Source organism: Pseudomonas sp. GW822-FHT04C11 (assembly GCF_058800905.1).
Genome location: NZ_JBXAMS010000003.1, coordinates 15,909 through 31,762, shown reverse-complemented (window position 1 = coordinate 31,762; position 15,854 = coordinate 15,909). Strand labels below are relative to the sequence as shown.

The following is a 15,854-nucleotide window of genomic DNA, read 5'->3' as shown; positions in this document are numbered from 1 at the left end:
TCACGGAGCATTGCCAAATGCCATGCCATACTCCGGATCCTGCCCATTCGCGGAAACTCCGATTTGCGCCCCAGAAAAGCCCTGCTTTTTCTGCCCCTCGTCTTGCTACTGAGCGGCTGCACCTCTCTCACCGTACATCACGAGCCGAGCCAGGCGCTGCCGGCGGCGGACTCTGCGTTCGGGCGCTCGATCCAGGCACAGGCTGCGGCGTATCAGGGCCGTTCCGGCTTCCGCCTGCTGCCCAACAGCAGTGAAGCCTTCATGGCGCGTGCCGAGCTGATTCGCAATGCGCAAAGCAGCCTCGACTTGCAGTACTACATCGTTCACGACGGTGTCAGCACACGGTTGCTGGCGGCGGAGCTGCTCAAGGCTGCCGACCGCGGCGTGCGCATACGCATTCTGCTTGACGACACCACCAGCGATGGCCTGGACCAGATCATCGCCACCCTTGCTGCGCATCCGCAGATTCATATTCGCCTGTTCAACCCGCTGCACCTGGGCCGCAGCACCGGGCTGACCCGCACCATGGGGCGGCTGTTCAATCTGTCTTTGCAGCATCGGCGCATGCACAACAAGCTGTGGCTGGCGGACAACAGCGCAGCCATTGTCGGTGGCCGTAATCTGGGCGACGAGTACTTCGATGCCGAGCCCGACCTGAATTTCACCGACATCGACATGCTCGGCATCGGCCCGGTAGCCGAGCAGCTCGGGCACAGTTTCGACCAGTACTGGAACAGCGCCCTGAGTAAACCGATCGATGAGTTTATCTCGAGCAAACCCACGGCAAAGGATCTGGCCAACACCCGACTGCGACTGAAAGAGTCGCTGGAGGGCACCCGCCAACAGAACCATGCGCTGTACCAGCAACTGAAGGTTTACCAGACCCATCCACGCCTGGATATCTGGCGGCGCGAATTGATTTGGGCCTGGAACCAGGCATTGTGGGACGCCCCCAGCAAGGTGCTGGCCAAGGACGAACCGGATCCGCAACTGCTGCTGACCACCCAACTGGCGCCCGAACTACAAGGTGTCAGTAACGAGCTGATCATGATCTCGGCCTATTTCGTCCCAGGCCAGACGGGGCTGGTCTACCTGACGGGACGCGCGGATGCCGGGGTTTCCGTCAGCTTGCTGACCAACTCCCTGGACGCCACCGACGTGCCCGCCGTGCACGGTGGCTACGCGCCGTACCGCAAGGCGCTGCTGGAACATGGCGTGAAATTGTTCGAGTTGCGCCGCCAACCCGGCGAGCACGGCGGCAGTGGCCCGCACCTGTTCCACGGCGCCGCCTCCCGTAGCTCCGATTCCAGCCTGCACAGCAAGGCGATGATCTTTGACCGGCAAAAGGCGTTCATCGGCTCATTCAATTTCGATCCGCGCTCGGTGCTCTGGAACACTGAAGTCGGGGTGCTGGTGGACAGCCCGGAACTCACCGAACAGGTTCGCGAACTGGCCCTGCAAGGTATGTCACCGGCCCTGAGTTACGAGGCCCGGCTAGAGAACGGTCGGATGGTGTGGGCCACTGAAGACAACGGCCAGCCACACACCCTGACCCGAGAACCGGGGAGCTGGTGGCGACATTTCAATGCCTGGCTCAGCAAATCGGTGGGGCTGGAGCGGATGCTCTAAGCACTGCATCCCCCCCGCGCCATCACACGATCCGTAGCAGCTGGCGCAGCCGGCGTTCGGCTGCGCAGCAGTCGTAAATGCGGATATCGCGGTCTTTCAGATTAACCGTGGCTTGCAGGGTTTGCGTCTGCTGCGCAGCCGAACGCAGGCTGCGCCAGCTGCTACACATTATGCAGGCTGCACCGTGCCAAACGCCCCTTGGCGCAGCAACAGGATCACCAGCCCAAACGCCCCCGTCGCCATCAGCAACGGCAAGGCGTGCCCACTGATCCATTGACTGCCCGCACCAGCCGCCAATGGGCCGATCAGACAACCGATACCCCACAATTGCGCAATGTGAGCGTTGGCTCGCACCAACGCATCATCGCGGTAGCGCTCGCCGATCAGAATCAGCGACAAGGTAAACAAGCCGCCGGCACTGGCGCCAAACAGCACCCACAACGGCCAGATCAGCAAGGTCTCGAGCAACAGTGGAATCGCCAGGCTCGAGAGCATCAGGATGACTGCACAACCGGCAAATAACGTACGCCGCGACAGTCGATCTGCCAGCGCGCCAATCGGCAGTTGCAACAAGGCGTCGCCGACCACCACGGTGCTGACCATCGCCAGGGCGATTTCAGCGCTGAAGCCCTGGCGCAGGCAATACACCGGCAGCAAGGTCAGGATCATCGCCTCGAACGCAGCAAACAGCGACACCGCCCAGGCAATCGCCGGCAGACCCCGACAAAAACTCAGCAAGTCGCTGAACGTCACACTGCAGGCTTCGCTACTCGGCGCGCCGCTGCGTCCCAACAGCAACAGCGGCGATGTCACCAGCAAGCCGACACCAACCCAGAAACCGTAATCGTCGTCGGTGCCCAACGCGCCCAGCAGCAATGGACCGGACAGTTGGCTCAGGGCATAACTGCTGCCATACAGCGCCACCAGCCGCCCGCGCCATTGCTCGACCACCAGCTGATTGATCCAGCTCTCGCCGAGGATGAACACGAGGGTCAGGATCACCCCGATCATCAAACGCAGCACCAGCCAGACCGGATAACTTGGCAACAGCGCCAGCAAACCGATGGAAAACGCCCCGGCCCACAGGCACAGGCGCATCAGATTGGCCGTGCCGAAACGCGCCGCCAGATGACTGGAGACTTTGGCCCCCAGCAGCACGCCAATCGCCGGCATCGCCGCCATGACGCCGATTGCAAACGAGCCATAACCCCAGCTTTCCAGACGCAACGACACCAACGGCATGCTGACGCCCAAGGCCAGGCCGACGCTCAGGACAGAGGCCAGCACGGCGAAATAAGTCGCCCAACGCATGTTCCACGCTCCTGTGGATAATTATTTTTTACAAACGGCACAAAACAAACGTGGGAGCGGGCTTGCTCGCGAAGAGGCCAGCACATTCAACATCAATGTTGACTGTTACACCGCCTTCGCGAGCAAGCCCGCTCCCACATTAGACCTGCGTTGTATCGAGCCCCGAATGTGATCCGGGCCCTCTACAGGTTTACAACTTGATCCAGGTCGCCTTCAGCTCGGTGTACTTGTCGAACGCGTGCAGCGACTTGTCCCGGCCGTTGCCCGACTGTTTGAAACCACCAAACGGTGCGGTCATGTCGCCACCATCGTACTGATTGACCCACACGCTACCGGCCCGCAGGGCCTTGGCGGTCAGGTGGCCCTTGGAGATATCCGAGGTCCAGACTGCCGCGGCCAGGCCATATGGCGTGTCGTTGGCGATCCGGATCGCTTCCTCGACGCTGTCGAAGGTGATGACCGACAGCACCGGGCCAAAGATCTCTTCCTGGGCGATCTTCATGGCATTGCTCACGCCATCAAAAATCGTCGGTTCAACGTAGGTGCCACCGGTTTCCTGAAGAATCCGCTTGCCGCCCGCCACCAGCTTGGCGCCGTCGGTGTGACCGGATTCGATGTAGGACAGCACGGTGTTCATCTGTTGCGTGTCGACCAGTGCGCCGACGTTGGTCGCCGGATCCAGCGGGTTGCCCGGCTTCCAGGCCTTCAGGGCCTCGATCACCAGCGGCAGGAATTTATCCTTGATCGAACGCTCGACCAGCAGACGCGAACCTGCAGTACAGACTTCGCCCTGGTTGAACGCGATGGCACTGGCAGCGGACTCAGCCGCAGCTTGCAGGTCCGGCGCATCGGCAAACACGATGTTCGGGCTCTTGCCGCCCGCTTCCAGCCAGACGCGCTTCATGTTCGATTCGCCGGAATAAATCATCAGTTGCTTGGCGATCTTGGTCGAACCGGTGAACACCAGCGTGTCGACATCCATGTGCAAGGCCAACGCCTTGCCGACGGTGTGACCGTAGCCTGGCAGCACGTTCAGCACGCCTTTCGGGATACCGGCCTCAACGGCCAGCGCCGCGAGGCGGATGGCGGTCAACGGGGACTTTTCGGACGGCTTGAGGATCACCGAGTTACCGGTGGACAGCGCCGGGCCGAGTTTCCAGCAGGCCATCATCAGCGGGAAGTTCCACGGCACGATGGCTCCCACCACACCCACTGGCTCACGGGTCACCAGACCCAGTTGGTCATGCGGGGTGGCGGCCACTTCGTCGTAGATCTTGTCGATGGCCTCACCGCTCCAGCTCAGCGCTTGCGCCGCGCCCGGAACGTCGATGTACAGGGAATCACTGATCGGCTTGCCCATGTCCAGGGTTTCAAGCAGCGCCAGCTCTTCGGCGTGCTGCTTGAGCAGGCCGGCGAAACGAATCATGGTGGCTTTGCGCTTGGCTGGTGCCAGACGCGACCAGACGCCCGAGTTGAACGTGCTGCGAGCGTTTTCTACGGCGCGCTGGGCGTCGGCGGCATCACAGCTGGCGATCTTGCCCAGCAGGCGGCCATCGACGGGGCTGATGCAGTCGAACGTCTCGCCGGAGACCGCTGCAGTGTATTCGCCATTGATGTAGGCACGGCCTTCGATCTTCAGGTCGCGGGCGCGTTGTTCCCAGTCGGCACGAGTCAAGGTAGTCATACGAGAGTCCTCCTCTTATTGAATACGAGCGCCACGCGATCTACGCAGGCACCTACAGGAATTCTGCCCGACCAGTTTTCAATTCGGTCCAAGGCAACTGCCACCCTAAACCAGCGCCCCCTCATGTTTCAATATATTTGACATAAGGCTGGCAAACGGCCTTGCGATGTTCATTTTAATAAACATAGACTTTGATTTTCAGGCAATCACGGGGAATTACAAGAATGAGCATCCAGGACATTGTCGACTTCAGCCAGGCCACCACACCCGTCGAGCGCTACCGCCCGGACGCCGCAAAAGTGCTCAAGGGCGACCCCGAGCAAGCCGTCTACAACCACTACAGCAGCCCGTGCGGTCAGTTGAACGCGGGTGTGTGGGAAGGAGAAGTCGGGCAATGGACGGTGAACTTCACCGAACACGAATACTGCGAAATCGTGCAGGGGGTTTCGGTGCTGCGTGACCACGACGGCAATGCCAAGACCCTGCGGGCGGGCGATCGCTTTGTCATTCCGGCCGGTTTCCGCGGCACCTGGGAAGTGCTGGAACCGTGCCGCAAGATCTACGTGGCGTTTGAACAGAAGGCCTGAAGCTTTTCTGACCCCAACAAAAAAGGCCCGTATCTTGCGATACGGGCCTTTTTCTCAAGAGGGAAAAATCAATTACTTGATTTTGCCTTCTTTGTAGATCACGTGCTTGCGAACAACCGGATCAAATTTCTTGATCTCGATTTTGTCCGGAGTAGTGCGCTTGTTCTTGTCGGTAGTGTAGAAGTGACCAGTACCAGCGCTCGAAATCAAACGAATCAATTCACGCATGATTAGCTCCCTTAGATCTTGCCAGCTTTGCGGATTTCGGCCAGCACGACAGTAATGCCACGCTTGTCGATGATACGCATGCCTTTGGCAGATACGCGCAGACGCACGAAACGTTTCTCTTCTTCAACCCAGAAGCGGTGATGCTGCAGGTTCGGCAGGAAACGACGACGGGTTTTGTTGTTTGCGTGGGAAATGTTATTCCCAGTCACCGGACCCTTACCGGTAACTTGACAGACTCTCGACATGCCTCAGCCCTCTAAAACCACATGCCCAACCCGGCATGGGTTGGCCGCTTAATCTCTCAGTCATTTGGCGCCAGGCGCCGCGTTTCTTTAAGGGTCTTACCGGCTACACCTACAGTGAAGGAACCGGGCCCCTAGAAAAGAGCGCTGCTTTATACCAGAAAGACTAGAGAGCAACAACAATCGGTGTGCATTGAATTAACAAAACCCCTATTTTTCGGGCTCCGAGCGCCTTGGACAAAGGCTGTCGTCGATGGCGACCGCTCGTCGCAGAAAGTCGGCCAACAGGCCAATCCAGGGTTTTCCTTCGGCAGTACTCACCAAAAACAATCGCACATAGTCCCCTTAAAATGAAAAAGGGGATAGTCATTTGTAAAAGAGCCCACTAGGGTAAGCCTTTTCCAGACTGCACTCGCAGATGGGCCTTCGATCTGCACAGGAATTCACACATGCGCCTCGCTGCCCTACCGTTGTTGCTCGCCCCACTCTTGCTGAGCCCATTGGCCCAGGCTGCCGCTTTAAGCGTCTGCACCGAGGCCAGCCCGGAAGGGTTCGATGTCGTTCAATACAACTCGCTGACCACCACCAACGCTTCGGCCGACGTGCTGATGAACCGCCTGGTGGACTTCGACACCACCAGTGGCAAAGTCGTCCCCAGCCTGGCTGACAGCTGGGAAGTGTCGGCTGATGGCCTGACCTATATCTTCAAGCTGCACCCACAGGTGAAGTTCCACCACACCGAGTACTTCACCCCGACCCGCGATCTGAACGCCGAAGACGTGAAGTTCAGCTTCGAGCGCATGCTCGACCCGGCCCACCCTTGGCACAAAGTCGCCCAAAGTGGCTTTCCTCACGCTCAATCGATGCAATTGCCTGCACTGATCAAGAAAATCGACGCGCTGGATCCGCTAACTGTGCGCTTTACCCTGGACCACCCCGACTCGACCTTCCTTGTCACCCTGAGCATGGGGTTTGCCTCGATCTATTCGGCCGAGTATGCCGACCAGTTGCTCAAGGCCGGCACGCCCGAGAAACTCAACAGCCAGCCAATTGGCAGCGGCCCGTTCATCTTCGGGCGCTTCCAGAAAGATGCGTCGATTCGCTACAAGGCCAACCGCGACTACTTCGCCGGCAAACCGGCCGTGGACAGCCTGGTGTTCGCCATCACCCCGGACGCCAACGTGCGCTTGCAAAAACTGCGGCGCAACGAGTGCCAGATCGCCCTGTCGCCCAAACCGCTGGACGTGCAAGCCGCCGCCCAGGACCCGACCCTGAAGATCGAGAGCACGCCGGCGTTCATGACCGCGTTCGTGGCCATCAACAGTCAGCATCCGCCACTGGATAAACCCGAAGTCCGCCAGGCGATCAACCTCGCCTTCGACAAGGCCAGCTACCTCAAGGCCGTTTTCGAAGACACCGCGCAGGCTGCCAACGGTCCGTACCCGCCCAACACCTGGAGCTACGCCAAGGACTTGCCGGGCTATCCGAAAGACATCGCCAAGGCGCGCGCGCTGCTGGCCAAGGTCGGGCTCAAGGAGGGGTTTAAAACCACGATCTGGACCCGTCCATCCGGCAGCCTGCTCAACCCGAATCCAAGCCTTGGCGCCCAGTTGCTGCAGGCGGACCTGGCCGAAGTCGGGATTCAGGCGGAAATCCGGGTGATTGAATGGGGCGAGCTGATTCGCCGCGCCAAGGCCGGCGAACACGACCTGCTGTTCATGGGCTGGTCCGGCGACAACGGTGACCCGGATAACTTCCTCACGCCACAGTTCTCCTGCGCGGCGGTCCAGTCCGGTACCAACTTCGCCCGCTACTGCGACCCGGCCCTGGATAAAGTTATCAGCGCCGGCAAGACCACCACCGAACAAGGCGTGCGCAGCAAGCTTTACGAACAGGCCCAGGCGCAGATCCAGCAACAGGCGCTGTGGCTGCCACTGGCACACCCGACCGCCTACGCATTGACGCGCAAGGACGTTCAGGGCTACCAGGTCAGCCCGTTCGGCCGTCAGGATTACTCGAAAGTCAGCCTGAAATAGCCCCGGACTACATCCATCCGTACTCGGCCATCGACAGCGGATCGCCATCGCCGACGATGAAATGGTCGAGTACCCGCACATCGATCAGGTCCAGCGCCTCTTGCAGGCGCCGGGTCAGCGCTCGATCCGCCTGACTGGGCTCGGCACTGCCTGACGGATGGTTGTGGCACAGGATCAACGCCGCGGCGTTGTGCGCCAGTGCACGCTTGACCACCTGACGTGGGTAGACACTGGCGCTGTCGATCGAGCCGCGAAACAGTATCTCGAACGCCAGCACCCGATGCCGGGAGTCCAGGAACAGACAGCCAAACACTTCATGCGGCTCATGGCGCAACATCGCCTTCAGGTAATTGCGCACCTCGATCGGGCTCTTGAGCACCGAGTCGCGACGCAAGCGTTCCGCCAAGTGCCGCCGCGCCATCTCCAGCACTGCCTGCAATTGGGCAAACTTTGCCGGCCCCAGCCCAAGTTGACTGCCGAACGTCTGCTGATCGGCCTCCAGCAACGTGCGCAGGCTGCCGAATTGATGCAACAGGTGTCGCGCCAGATCGACTGCGCTTTTGCCGGTCACCCCGGTGCGTAGAAAGATCGCCAGTAACTCGGCGTCCGAAAGGCTCGCCGAACCCTGCTCCAGAAGCTTCTCCCGCGGACGCTCTGCCGCCGGCCAATCGCGAATGCTCATAGCACCTCCATGTGTGTGTGGGCGCCGCTGTTCCGTTGCGGTCGCTGTGATATCGTAGTCCATCTTTTTTGCGGGCGATTTCACCCTGGGGAGGGGTTTCGCCACGTAGTCATCAATGAATTGAAAGGCAGGCCTATGCAGCGGCTGTATCGGAAACGCATCGTTCTCGGCGTCGGCGGCGGCATTGCCGCCTACAAGAGCGCCGAGCTGGTTCGCCGACTCATCGACCAGGGCGCCGAAGTGCGCGTGGTCATGACCCGTGGCGGCAGCGAGTTCATCACCCCGCTGACCATGCAGGCACTCTCCGGGCACCCGGTCCACCTGGACCTGCTGGACCCGGCGGCCGAAGCTGCGATGGGCCACATCGAGCTGGCCAAATGGGCCGACCTGGTGCTGATCGCGCCGGCCACCGCCGATCTGATCGCGCGCCTGGCCCAAGGCATCGCCAATGACCTGCTGACCACCCTGGTACTGGCCACCGACGCCACCGTCGCGCTGGCCCCGGCGATGAACCAGGCCATGTGGCGCGACCCGGCCACCCAGGCCAACACCCAATTGCTCGAAAGCCGTGGCTTCAAGGTCTTCGGCCCGGCGTCCGGCAGCCAGGCCTGCGGCGACGTCGGCATGGGCCGCATGCTCGAAGCCGACGATCTGGCGCAATGCGCCGCCGACTGCTTCCAGCGTCAGGCGCTGACCGGCAAACACGTGCTGATCACGGCCGGCCCGACCCAGGAAAACATCGATCCGGTGCGCTACATCACCAACCACAGCTCCGGGAAAATGGGCTTTGCGCTGGCCGAAGCCGCGGTTGAAGCCGGCGCCCGGGTGACCTTGATCACCGGCCCCGTGCACCTGCCGACCCCGGATCGCGTCACCCGGATTGACGTGGTCAGCGCCCGCGACATGCTCGCCGCCTGTGAAGCCGCGATCCCTTGCGACCTGTTCATCGCGTCTGCTGCGGTTGCGGACTATCGCCCGGAAGTCGTCGCCCCACAAAAACTCAAGAAAGACCCTACGAACGGCGACGGCTTGTTGCTGCAAATGGTCCGCAACCCAGACATTCTGGCGACCATAGCCACACGCCCCGACCGTCCGTTCAGTGTTGGTTTCGCCGCCGAAACCGAACACCTGCTCGACTACGCTGCACGCAAGCTGAAAGACAAAAACCTCGACCTGATCGTCGCCAACGACGTGGCCAACCCGAGCATTGGCTTCAACAGCGAGGAAAACGCTTGCAGCGTGATCGACCGGGAGTTGCACGCAACACTCTTCGCCCAGACCAGCAAGGGCAAAATCGCCCGCCAGCTGATCACTTTTATCGCCGAACGTCTGAACCAGGTTTAACTCGCATGCACGCTTTACAAGCCAAGATCCTCGACCCACGCATTGGCCGCGAATTCCCGCTGCCGCAGTACGCCACGCCAGGCTCCGCCGGCCTCGACCTGCGGGCGATGCTGGAACAGGACACGGTCATCAAGCCGGGTGAAACCCTGCTGATCCCGACCGGCCTGTCGGTGTACATCGGCGACCCGGGCCTCGCCGCACTGATCCTGCCGCGCTCGGGCCTGGGCCATAAGCACGGCATCGTGCTGGGCAATCTGGTCGGGCTGATCGACTCCGATTACCAGGGTCCGCTGATGGTCTCCTGCTGGAACCGCGGCCAGACCGACTTCAACATCGTGGTCGGCGAACGCCTTGCCCAACTGGTGCTGGTGCCGGTGGTTCAGGCGCACTTCGAGATGGTGGAAGAGTTCGTCGAAACCCAGCGCGGCACCGGCGGATTCGGACACTCGGGCACCAATTGATACGATGGAGATCCTCTGTGGCGAGGGAGCTTGCTCCCGCTGGGCTGCGTAGCGACCCCCGAGACTTTGTGGGCGCTACGCACCCAAGCGGGAGCAAGCTCCCTCGCCACAATGTTTATGCAGTCTCACTTGCAAGGTTCACCGCGAGAATCAAGGCATGAGCCGGCTTTCATGAGTGTCATGGCCCTTTCGCACCACGAACTCTCTGCGGAAAACGCCGTCATAACTTCCAGTTTGAGCCTGCCGACGAATGATTCGCAGGCAGGTCCAGCCACTTTCGAGATGGAGCATTTCCACAGATGAGCACCCCAACCCGCGTCGCCCCCAAGTTCCCCGACAGCATTTTCCGCGCCTACGATATTCGTGGCACCGTTCCGGAATTTCTGAACGCTGAAACGGCTTACTGGCTCGGTCGCGCCATCGGTGCCCAAAGTCTGGCCCAGGATGAGCCGAATGTTTCTGTCGGCCGTGATGGTCGCCTTTCCGGCCCGGAACTGGTGGAACAACTGATTCAGGGCCTGTACGACAGCGGCTGCCACGTCAGCGACGTCGGCCTGGTGCCAACCCCGGCGCTCTATTACGCGGCCAACGTGCTGGCCGGCAAGTCTGGCGTAATGCTCACCGGCAGCCACAACCCGTCGAACTACAACGGCTTCAAAATCGTCATCGCCGGCGACACCCTGGCCAACGAACAGATCCAGGCCCTGCATGACCGCCTGAAAACCAACAACCTGAGCAGCGGCAAGGGCAGCATCACCAAGGTCGAGATCCTCGACCGCTACGCCACCGAAATCGTCCAGGACATCAAACTCGCCCGACGCCTGAAAGTCGTGGTCGATTGCGGCAACGGTGCCGCCGGCGTTATCGCGCCTCAGTTGATCGAAGCGCTGAACTGCGAAGTCATCCCGCTGTTCTGCGACGTCGATGGCAACTTCCCGAACCACCATCCGGACCCAGGCAAGCCTGAAAACCTGGTGGACCTGATCGCCAAGGTCAAGGAAACCAAGGCTGACCTGGGCCTGGCCTTCGACGGTGACGGCGACCGCGTCGGCGTGGTGACCAATACCGGCGACATCGTGTTCCCGGATCGTCTGCTGATGCTGTTCGCCAAGGATGTGGTTGCACGCAACCCGGACGCCGAGATCATCTTCGACGTCAAATGCACCCGTCGCCTGACCCCGCTGATCAAGGAATACGGTGGCCGTCCGCTGATGTGGAAAACCGGTCATTCGTTGATCAAGAAGAAGATGAAACAAACCGGCGCCCTGCTCGCAGGCGAAATGAGCGGGCACATCTTCTTCAAGGAGCGCTGGTTCGGTTTCGACGACGGTATTTACAGCGCCGCGCGGCTGCTGGAGATCCTCAGCAAGGAAAAATCCACTGCGCAAGAGTTGTTCGAGACCTTCCCGAACGATATTTCTACGCCAGAAATCAATATCCATGTGACCGAAGAGAGCAAATTCAGCATCATTGATGCACTGCACGATGCCCGTTGGGGTGAAGGCGCCGAATTGACCACCATCGACGGTGTGCGAGTCGACTATGCCAAAGGCTGGGGCCTGGTTCGCGCGTCCAACACCACACCGGTGCTGGTCCTGCGTTTCGAGGCCGATAACGACGCCGAACTGCAGCGCATCAAGGACGTGTTCCACACCCAACTGAAACGTGTTGCACCTGACCTCCAACTACCATTTTGATTTTTTGAAGCGCCTTTTATTGAAGTGCCGGAGCCCCGAATGACCATCGAACGCGAAGCCGCCGCCAACACCGCCAAGGTCCTGTCCGAAGCGCTGCCTTACATTCGCCGCTATGTCGGCAAGACCCTGGTGATCAAATACGGCGGCAACGCGATGGAAAGCGAGGAGCTGAAAACCGGCTTTGCCCGCGACATCGTGCTGATGAAGGCCGTGGGCATCAACCCGGTGGTGGTTCACGGTGGCGGCCCGCAAATCGGCGACCTGCTCAAGCGCCTGTCGATCGAGAGCCACTTCATCGACGGCATGCGTGTCACTGACGCCCAGACCATGGACGTGGTGGAAATGGTCCTCGGTGGCCAGGTGAACAAAGACATCGTCAACCTGATCAACCGCCACGGCGGCAGCGCCATCGGCCTGACCGGCAAAGACGCCGAGCTGATTCGTGCGAAGAAGCTCACCGTGACCCGTCAGACACCGGAGATGACCCAGCCGGAAATCATCGACATCGGCCAGGTGGGCGAAGTGGTCGGGATCAACACCGACCTGCTGAACCTGCTGGTCAAAGGCGATTTCATCCCGGTGATCGCGCCAATCGGTGTCGGTGCCAACGGCGAGTCATACAACATCAACGCTGACCTGGTAGCCGGCAAGGTCGCCGAAGCACTGAAAGCTGAAAAGCTGATGCTGCTGACCAACATTGCCGGCCTGATGGACAAATCCGGCACGGTCCTGACCGGCCTGAGCACCCAGCAGGTCGACGAACTGATCGCCGACGGCACCATCTACGGTGGCATGCTGCCAAAGATCCGTTGCGCGCTGGAAGCCGTACAGGGCGGCGTCGGCAGCTCGCTGATCATCGATGGCCGGGTGCCGAATGCGATTCTGCTGGAAATCTTCACCGACACCGGTGTGGGCACCTTGATCAGTAATCGCAAGCGTCCATAAGCAACACACACAAAAAGACCCCGCTCAGCCTGGCTGAGCGGGGTCTTTTTTTGCCTGCGATCTCAATAGGACAGCATTTTGTGGCGAGGGAGCTTGCTCCCGCTTGAGTGCGCAGCGCTCACAAAATCCTTGGGTCTGCTACGCAGCCCAGCGGGAGCAAGCTCCCTCGCCACACAAGCTCCCCCCCATAAGCGTTGTGGTTAGACGCCGAACTGCGCGCGGTAGGCTTCTACCGCTGGCAAATGCTGCTTGAGCTGTGGATCGTCGGCGAGGAATTCCAGCACCTGATTCAGCGAAACAATGCTGATCACCGGGATACCGAAGTCACGCTCCACTTCCTGGATTGCCGACAATTCACCGTTGCCACGCTCCTGACGGTTCAGCGCGATCAGCACGCCGGCCGCCTTGGCGCCTTCCTGGGAAGCGATGATCTGCATCACTTCACGGATGGCGGTACCGGCGGTGATCACGTCGTCGATGATCAGCACGTCGCCGGTCAATGGCGCGCCGACCAGGCTGCCGCCTTCGCCGTGGGCCTTGGCCTCCTTGCGATTGAAGCACCATGGCAGATCGCGGTCATGGTGCTCGGCCAATGCCACGGCGGTGGTCGCCGCCAAAGGAATGCCTTTGTACGCTGGGCCAAACAGCACGTCGAACGCGATGCCGCTCTCGACGATGGCTGCCGCGTAGAAACGACCCAGCTGCGCCAGCGCAGAACCCGAGTTGAAAAGGCCGGCATTGAAGAAGTAAGGACTGGTACGCCCGGACTTCAGGGTGAACTCACCGAAGCGCAAAACGCCGCGATCGATGGCAAAACGAATGAAGTCGCGCTGATACGCTTGCATGAAAAAAACCCCAAATACCACGGATTTAGCTAATTAGGTAGACGCCGTGTATCATACACGCACGCGATTTTTGGGGCCATTTATGCGGATCATCAGTGTGAACGTCAATGGTATTCAGGCTGCAGTCGAGCGTGGTTTGCTCAGTTGGCTGCAGGCACAGAATGCCGACGTCATCTGCCTGCAGGACACCCGCGCCTCCGCCTTTGAACTGGACGATCCAGCCTTCCAACTGGATGGCTACTTCCTTTATGCCTGCGATGCCGAAGTTCCCGCCCAAGGTGGCGTGGCTTTGTACTCGCGGTTGCAACCGAAGGCTGTCATCAGCGGTCTCGGCTTTGAGACGGCCGACCGCTACGGGCGCTACCTGCAAGCCGATTTCGACAAGGTCAGCATCGCGACCTTGCTGCTCCCTTCGGGGCAGAACGGCGATGAAGACTTGAACCAGAAGTTCAAGCTAATGGACGATTTCGCCCGTTATCTGGATAAACAGCGACGCAAACGTCGCGAGTACATTTATTGTGGCTCGCTGTACGTGGCGCAACAGAAGCTGGATATCAAGAACTGGCGCGACAGCCAGCAATCCCCGGGCTTCCTGGCGCCAGAGCGTGCCTGGATGGACGAGATTGTCGGCAACATGGGGTATGTCGATGCCCTGCGCGAAGTCAGCCGTGAAGGCGATCAGTACAGCTGGTGGCCAGACAACGAACAGGCTGAAATGCTCAACCTGGGCTGGCGTTTCGACTACCAGCTGCTGACCCCGGGCCTGCGCCGCTTTGTACGCAGCGCTCGCTTGCCACGTCAGCCGCGGTTCTCGCAACACGCGCCGCTGATCGTGGACTACGACTGGACGCTGACGATCTAAGCGTCTTTTCGCAGCTGCAAAAAAGCCGACAGAGATGTCGGCTTTTTTGTAGACGCCCAACTCCCGTAGGAGCAAGGCTTGCCCGCGATGAACGATAACGCGATGCACCTGATACACCGCGGCGCCTCAATCGCGAGCAAGCCTTGCCCCTACAGGTCGATGTGGTTGCGGGTTATTTGATCGGCCGCCAGGTGAAGGGGTAGCGGTAAGCCACGCCCTCATTCGCCTTGACGCCGCCAATGATGGTCAGCACCACCGCAGCGATCACCAGCAAGCCGAACAGCGGGATGCCGATCAATACGAACATCAGCGGAATACAGATCGTGGCCGCCACCGCCACGGTGATCTGGAAATTCAGCGCTTCCTTGCCCTGCGCGTCGATGAACGGGTCCTGCTCGCGCTTCATCTGCCACAGGATCAGCGGCCCGATCAGGCTGCCGAACGGAAACCAGTAGCCAAGAAACGCCGACAAATGACAGAACATCGCCCATTGCCTGACTTCCTGGCTCGGTGCGGGTGCGGGTAGCTGCTCGTCATTCATGGCGCTCTCCTTATCCTGGAATGAGTTCGAATCGTCAGTCGGCCAACGCAGCGTTCTGCAGATCGAAAATATCGTTCATGCCTTTCTTCGCCAGCTCCAGCATCGCGTTCAGCTCTTCAGGCTGGAACGGCGCGCCTTCAGCGGTGCCCTGCACTTCGATGAAACCACCGGTGCTGGTCATCACCACGTTCAGGTCGGTCTCGGCAGCCGAGTCTTCCAGGTAGTCCAGATCCAGCACTGGCTCGCCCTGATACATGCCCACGGACACAGCAGCAATCATCTGCTTGAGCGGGTCACCGCCTTTCAGGCCGCCGCGTTTCTTGATCACTTTCAAGGCGTCGACCAGCGCAACCATGGCGCCAGTGATCGAGGCAGTACGCGTACCGCCGTCGGCCTGGATCACGTCGCAGTCGACGTACAGGGTCACGTCGCCCAGCTTGGACATGTCCAGCGCAGCGCGCAGGGAACGACCGATCAGACGCTGGATCTCCAGCGTACGGCCGCCTTGCTTGCCGCGGCTCGCTTCACGCTGGTTACGCTCGCCAGTGGCGCGCGGCAGCATGCCGTATTCGGCGGTCAGCCAGCCTTGGCCCTGCCCCTTGAGGAAGCGCGGCACGCCGTTTTCGACGCTGACGGTGCAGATCACCTTGGTATCACCGAACTCGACCAGTACAGATCCCTCGGCGTGTTTGGTGTAGTTGCGGGTAATGCGGATCGAGCGGAGCTGATCGGCAGCGCGACCACTTGGACGTTTCATAGA

16 protein-coding genes and 1 pseudogene are annotated in these 15,854 nt (G+C 60.4%); 8 read left to right on the top strand and 9 right to left on the bottom strand.

The features are described 5' to 3' along the window. The first annotated feature begins 63 nt into the window (after window positions 1-63). Complete coding sequence (locus tag AC1RJ3_RS05660; protein WP_347928350.1) at window positions 64-1,629, top strand: phospholipase D family protein; 1,566 nt, start codon at window positions 64-66, stop codon at window positions 1,627-1,629. Between the two features lie 22 nt (window positions 1,630-1,651). Here the strand turns inward: AC1RJ3_RS05660 and AC1RJ3_RS05655 are convergent, their stop codons facing one another. The 3 genes from AC1RJ3_RS05655 to AC1RJ3_RS05645 form a co-directional block, all read right to left on the bottom strand. Next, window positions 1,652-1,798: a hypothetical protein gene (locus AC1RJ3_RS05655; protein ID WP_347928351.1), complete on the bottom strand. Its 147-nt coding sequence runs from the start codon at window positions 1,796-1,798 to the stop codon at window positions 1,652-1,654. Next, entirely contained in the window at window positions 1,798-2,940 is a 1,143-nt protein-coding gene (locus AC1RJ3_RS05650; RefSeq protein WP_493077886.1) for an MFS transporter, read from the bottom strand. Before AC1RJ3_RS05650 ends, AC1RJ3_RS05655 begins: the two co-directional genes overlap by 1 nt. 190 nt (window positions 2,941-3,130) lie before the next feature. Then, window positions 3,131-4,624, bottom strand: a complete 1,494-nt coding sequence (locus tag AC1RJ3_RS05645) for an aldehyde dehydrogenase (RefSeq protein ID WP_493077884.1) — start codon at window positions 4,622-4,624, stop codon at window positions 3,131-3,133. A 224-nt stretch (window positions 4,625-4,848) separates the two neighbouring features. Here AC1RJ3_RS05645 and AC1RJ3_RS05640 point away from each other — a divergent pair, with 224 nt between their 5' ends. Further along, the gene (locus AC1RJ3_RS05640) at window positions 4,849-5,211 is read left to right on the top strand and encodes a cupin domain-containing protein (RefSeq protein ID WP_103314724.1); all 363 of its coding nucleotides are present in this window, start codon (window positions 4,849-4,851) and stop codon (window positions 5,209-5,211) included. A 72-nt stretch (window positions 5,212-5,283) separates the two neighbouring features. Here AC1RJ3_RS05640 and rpmG read toward each other — a convergent pair whose 3' ends face one another. Together rpmG and rpmB are read right to left on the bottom strand one after the other, a co-directional pair. Then, on the bottom strand, window positions 5,284-5,439 hold the full coding sequence (gene rpmG / locus AC1RJ3_RS05635) for a 50S ribosomal protein L33 (RefSeq protein ID WP_007894709.1): 156 nt from the start codon (window positions 5,437-5,439) through the stop codon (window positions 5,284-5,286). Between the two features lie 11 nt (window positions 5,440-5,450). Continuing rightward, a complete protein-coding gene (rpmB, locus tag AC1RJ3_RS05630) occupies window positions 5,451-5,684 on the bottom strand; it encodes a 50S ribosomal protein L28 (RefSeq protein ID WP_007894701.1) in 234 nt (77 codons plus the stop codon). A 446-nt stretch (window positions 5,685-6,130) separates the two neighbouring features. On the opposite strand from rpmB, the gene AC1RJ3_RS05625 reads away from it, so the two are divergent. After that, complete coding sequence (locus AC1RJ3_RS05625) at window positions 6,131-7,717, top strand: ABC transporter substrate-binding protein (protein ID WP_054594644.1); 1,587 nt, start codon at window positions 6,131-6,133, stop codon at window positions 7,715-7,717. Window positions 7,718-7,724: 7 nt separating this feature from the next. Here AC1RJ3_RS05625 and radC read toward each other — a convergent pair whose 3' ends face one another. After that, window positions 7,725-8,399 carry a RadC family protein gene (gene radC / locus AC1RJ3_RS05620; protein ID WP_054594645.1) on the bottom strand — a complete coding sequence of 225 codons (675 nt, stop codon included), beginning with the start codon at window positions 8,397-8,399 and terminating at the stop codon, window positions 7,725-7,727. Window positions 8,400-8,534: 135 nt separating this feature from the next. Between radC and coaBC the strand changes: the two genes are divergently transcribed. The 4 genes and pseudogenes from coaBC to argB all read left to right on the top strand — a co-directional run bounded on the left by coaBC (window position 8,535) and on the right by argB (window position 12,846). Continuing rightward, window positions 8,535-9,743, top strand: a complete 1,209-nt coding sequence (coaBC, locus tag AC1RJ3_RS05615) for a bifunctional phosphopantothenoylcysteine decarboxylase/phosphopantothenate--cysteine ligase CoaBC (RefSeq protein ID WP_103314725.1) — start codon at window positions 8,535-8,537, stop codon at window positions 9,741-9,743. Between the two features lie 5 nt (window positions 9,744-9,748). Then, window positions 9,749-10,204 (top strand): dUTP diphosphatase, encoded by a 456-nt coding sequence (gene dut / locus AC1RJ3_RS05610; RefSeq protein WP_103314726.1) that lies wholly within the window; start codon window positions 9,749-9,751, stop codon window positions 10,202-10,204. A 293-nt stretch (window positions 10,205-10,497) separates the two neighbouring features. Continuing rightward, window positions 10,498-11,901, top strand: a pseudogene (locus tag AC1RJ3_RS05605) (phosphomannomutase/phosphoglucomutase); the annotation flags it as partial. 39 nt (window positions 11,902-11,940) lie between these two features. Next, a complete protein-coding gene (argB, locus tag AC1RJ3_RS05600) occupies window positions 11,941-12,846 on the top strand; it encodes an acetylglutamate kinase (RefSeq protein WP_054594649.1) in 906 nt (301 codons plus the stop codon). Between the two features lie 200 nt (window positions 12,847-13,046). Here the strand turns inward: argB and pyrE are convergent, their stop codons facing one another. Then, entirely contained in the window at window positions 13,047-13,691 is a 645-nt protein-coding gene (gene pyrE, locus AC1RJ3_RS05595) for an orotate phosphoribosyltransferase (protein ID WP_054594650.1), read from the bottom strand. 82 nt (window positions 13,692-13,773) lie between these two features. Between pyrE and crc the strand changes: the two genes are divergently transcribed. Continuing rightward, window positions 13,774-14,553 carry a catabolite repression control protein Crc gene (crc, locus tag AC1RJ3_RS05590; RefSeq protein WP_003176915.1) on the top strand — a complete coding sequence of 260 codons (780 nt, stop codon included), beginning with the start codon at window positions 13,774-13,776 and terminating at the stop codon, window positions 14,551-14,553. Window positions 14,554-14,725: 172 nt separating this feature from the next. Here crc and AC1RJ3_RS05585 read toward each other — a convergent pair whose 3' ends face one another. After that, window positions 14,726-15,094, bottom strand: coding sequence for a DUF4870 domain-containing protein (locus AC1RJ3_RS05585; protein WP_347928353.1), 369 nt, complete (start codon window positions 15,092-15,094; stop codon window positions 14,726-14,728). Between the two features lie 34 nt (window positions 15,095-15,128). Then, window positions 15,129-15,851 (bottom strand): ribonuclease PH, encoded by a 723-nt coding sequence (gene rph, locus AC1RJ3_RS05580; protein ID WP_054594651.1) that lies wholly within the window; start codon window positions 15,849-15,851, stop codon window positions 15,129-15,131. Between the last annotated feature and the right edge of the window lie 3 nt (window positions 15,852-15,854).

Coding starts and splice junctions, on each gene's coding strand:
- pyrE (WP_054594650.1), bottom strand. CDS start 13,691: ATGCAAGCGTATCAGCGCGACTTCATTCGTTTTGCCATCGATCGCGGC.
- AC1RJ3_RS05640 (WP_103314724.1), top strand. CDS start 4,849: ATGAGCATCCAGGACATTGTCGACTTCAGCCAGGCCACCACACCCGTC.
- argB (WP_054594649.1), top strand. CDS start 11,941: ATGACCATCGAACGCGAAGCCGCCGCCAACACCGCCAAGGTCCTGTCC.
- dut (WP_103314726.1), top strand. CDS start 9,749: ATGCACGCTTTACAAGCCAAGATCCTCGACCCACGCATTGGCCGCGAA.
- rpmB (WP_007894701.1), bottom strand. CDS start 5,684: ATGTCGAGAGTCTGTCAAGTTACCGGTAAGGGTCCGGTGACTGGGAAT.
- radC (WP_054594645.1), bottom strand. CDS start 8,399: ATGAGCATTCGCGATTGGCCGGCGGCAGAGCGTCCGCGGGAGAAGCTT.
- AC1RJ3_RS05585 (WP_347928353.1), bottom strand. CDS start 15,094: ATGAATGACGAGCAGCTACCCGCACCCGCACCGAGCCAGGAAGTCAGG.
- AC1RJ3_RS05650 (WP_493077886.1), bottom strand. CDS start 2,940: ATGCGTTGGGCGACTTATTTCGCCGTGCTGGCCTCTGTCCTGAGCGTC.
- rpmG (WP_007894709.1), bottom strand. CDS start 5,439: ATGCGTGAATTGATTCGTTTGATTTCGAGCGCTGGTACTGGTCACTTC.
- AC1RJ3_RS05645 (WP_493077884.1), bottom strand. CDS start 4,624: ATGACTACCTTGACTCGTGCCGACTGGGAACAACGCGCCCGCGACCTG.
- AC1RJ3_RS05655 (WP_347928351.1), bottom strand. CDS start 1,798: ATGTGTAGCAGCTGGCGCAGCCTGCGTTCGGCTGCGCAGCAGACGCAA.
- crc (WP_003176915.1), top strand. CDS start 13,774: ATGCGGATCATCAGTGTGAACGTCAATGGTATTCAGGCTGCAGTCGAG.
- AC1RJ3_RS05625 (WP_054594644.1), top strand. CDS start 6,131: ATGCGCCTCGCTGCCCTACCGTTGTTGCTCGCCCCACTCTTGCTGAGC.
- rph (WP_054594651.1), bottom strand. CDS start 15,851: ATGAAACGTCCAAGTGGTCGCGCTGCCGATCAGCTCCGCTCGATCCGC.
- coaBC (WP_103314725.1), top strand. CDS start 8,535: ATGCAGCGGCTGTATCGGAAACGCATCGTTCTCGGCGTCGGCGGCGGC.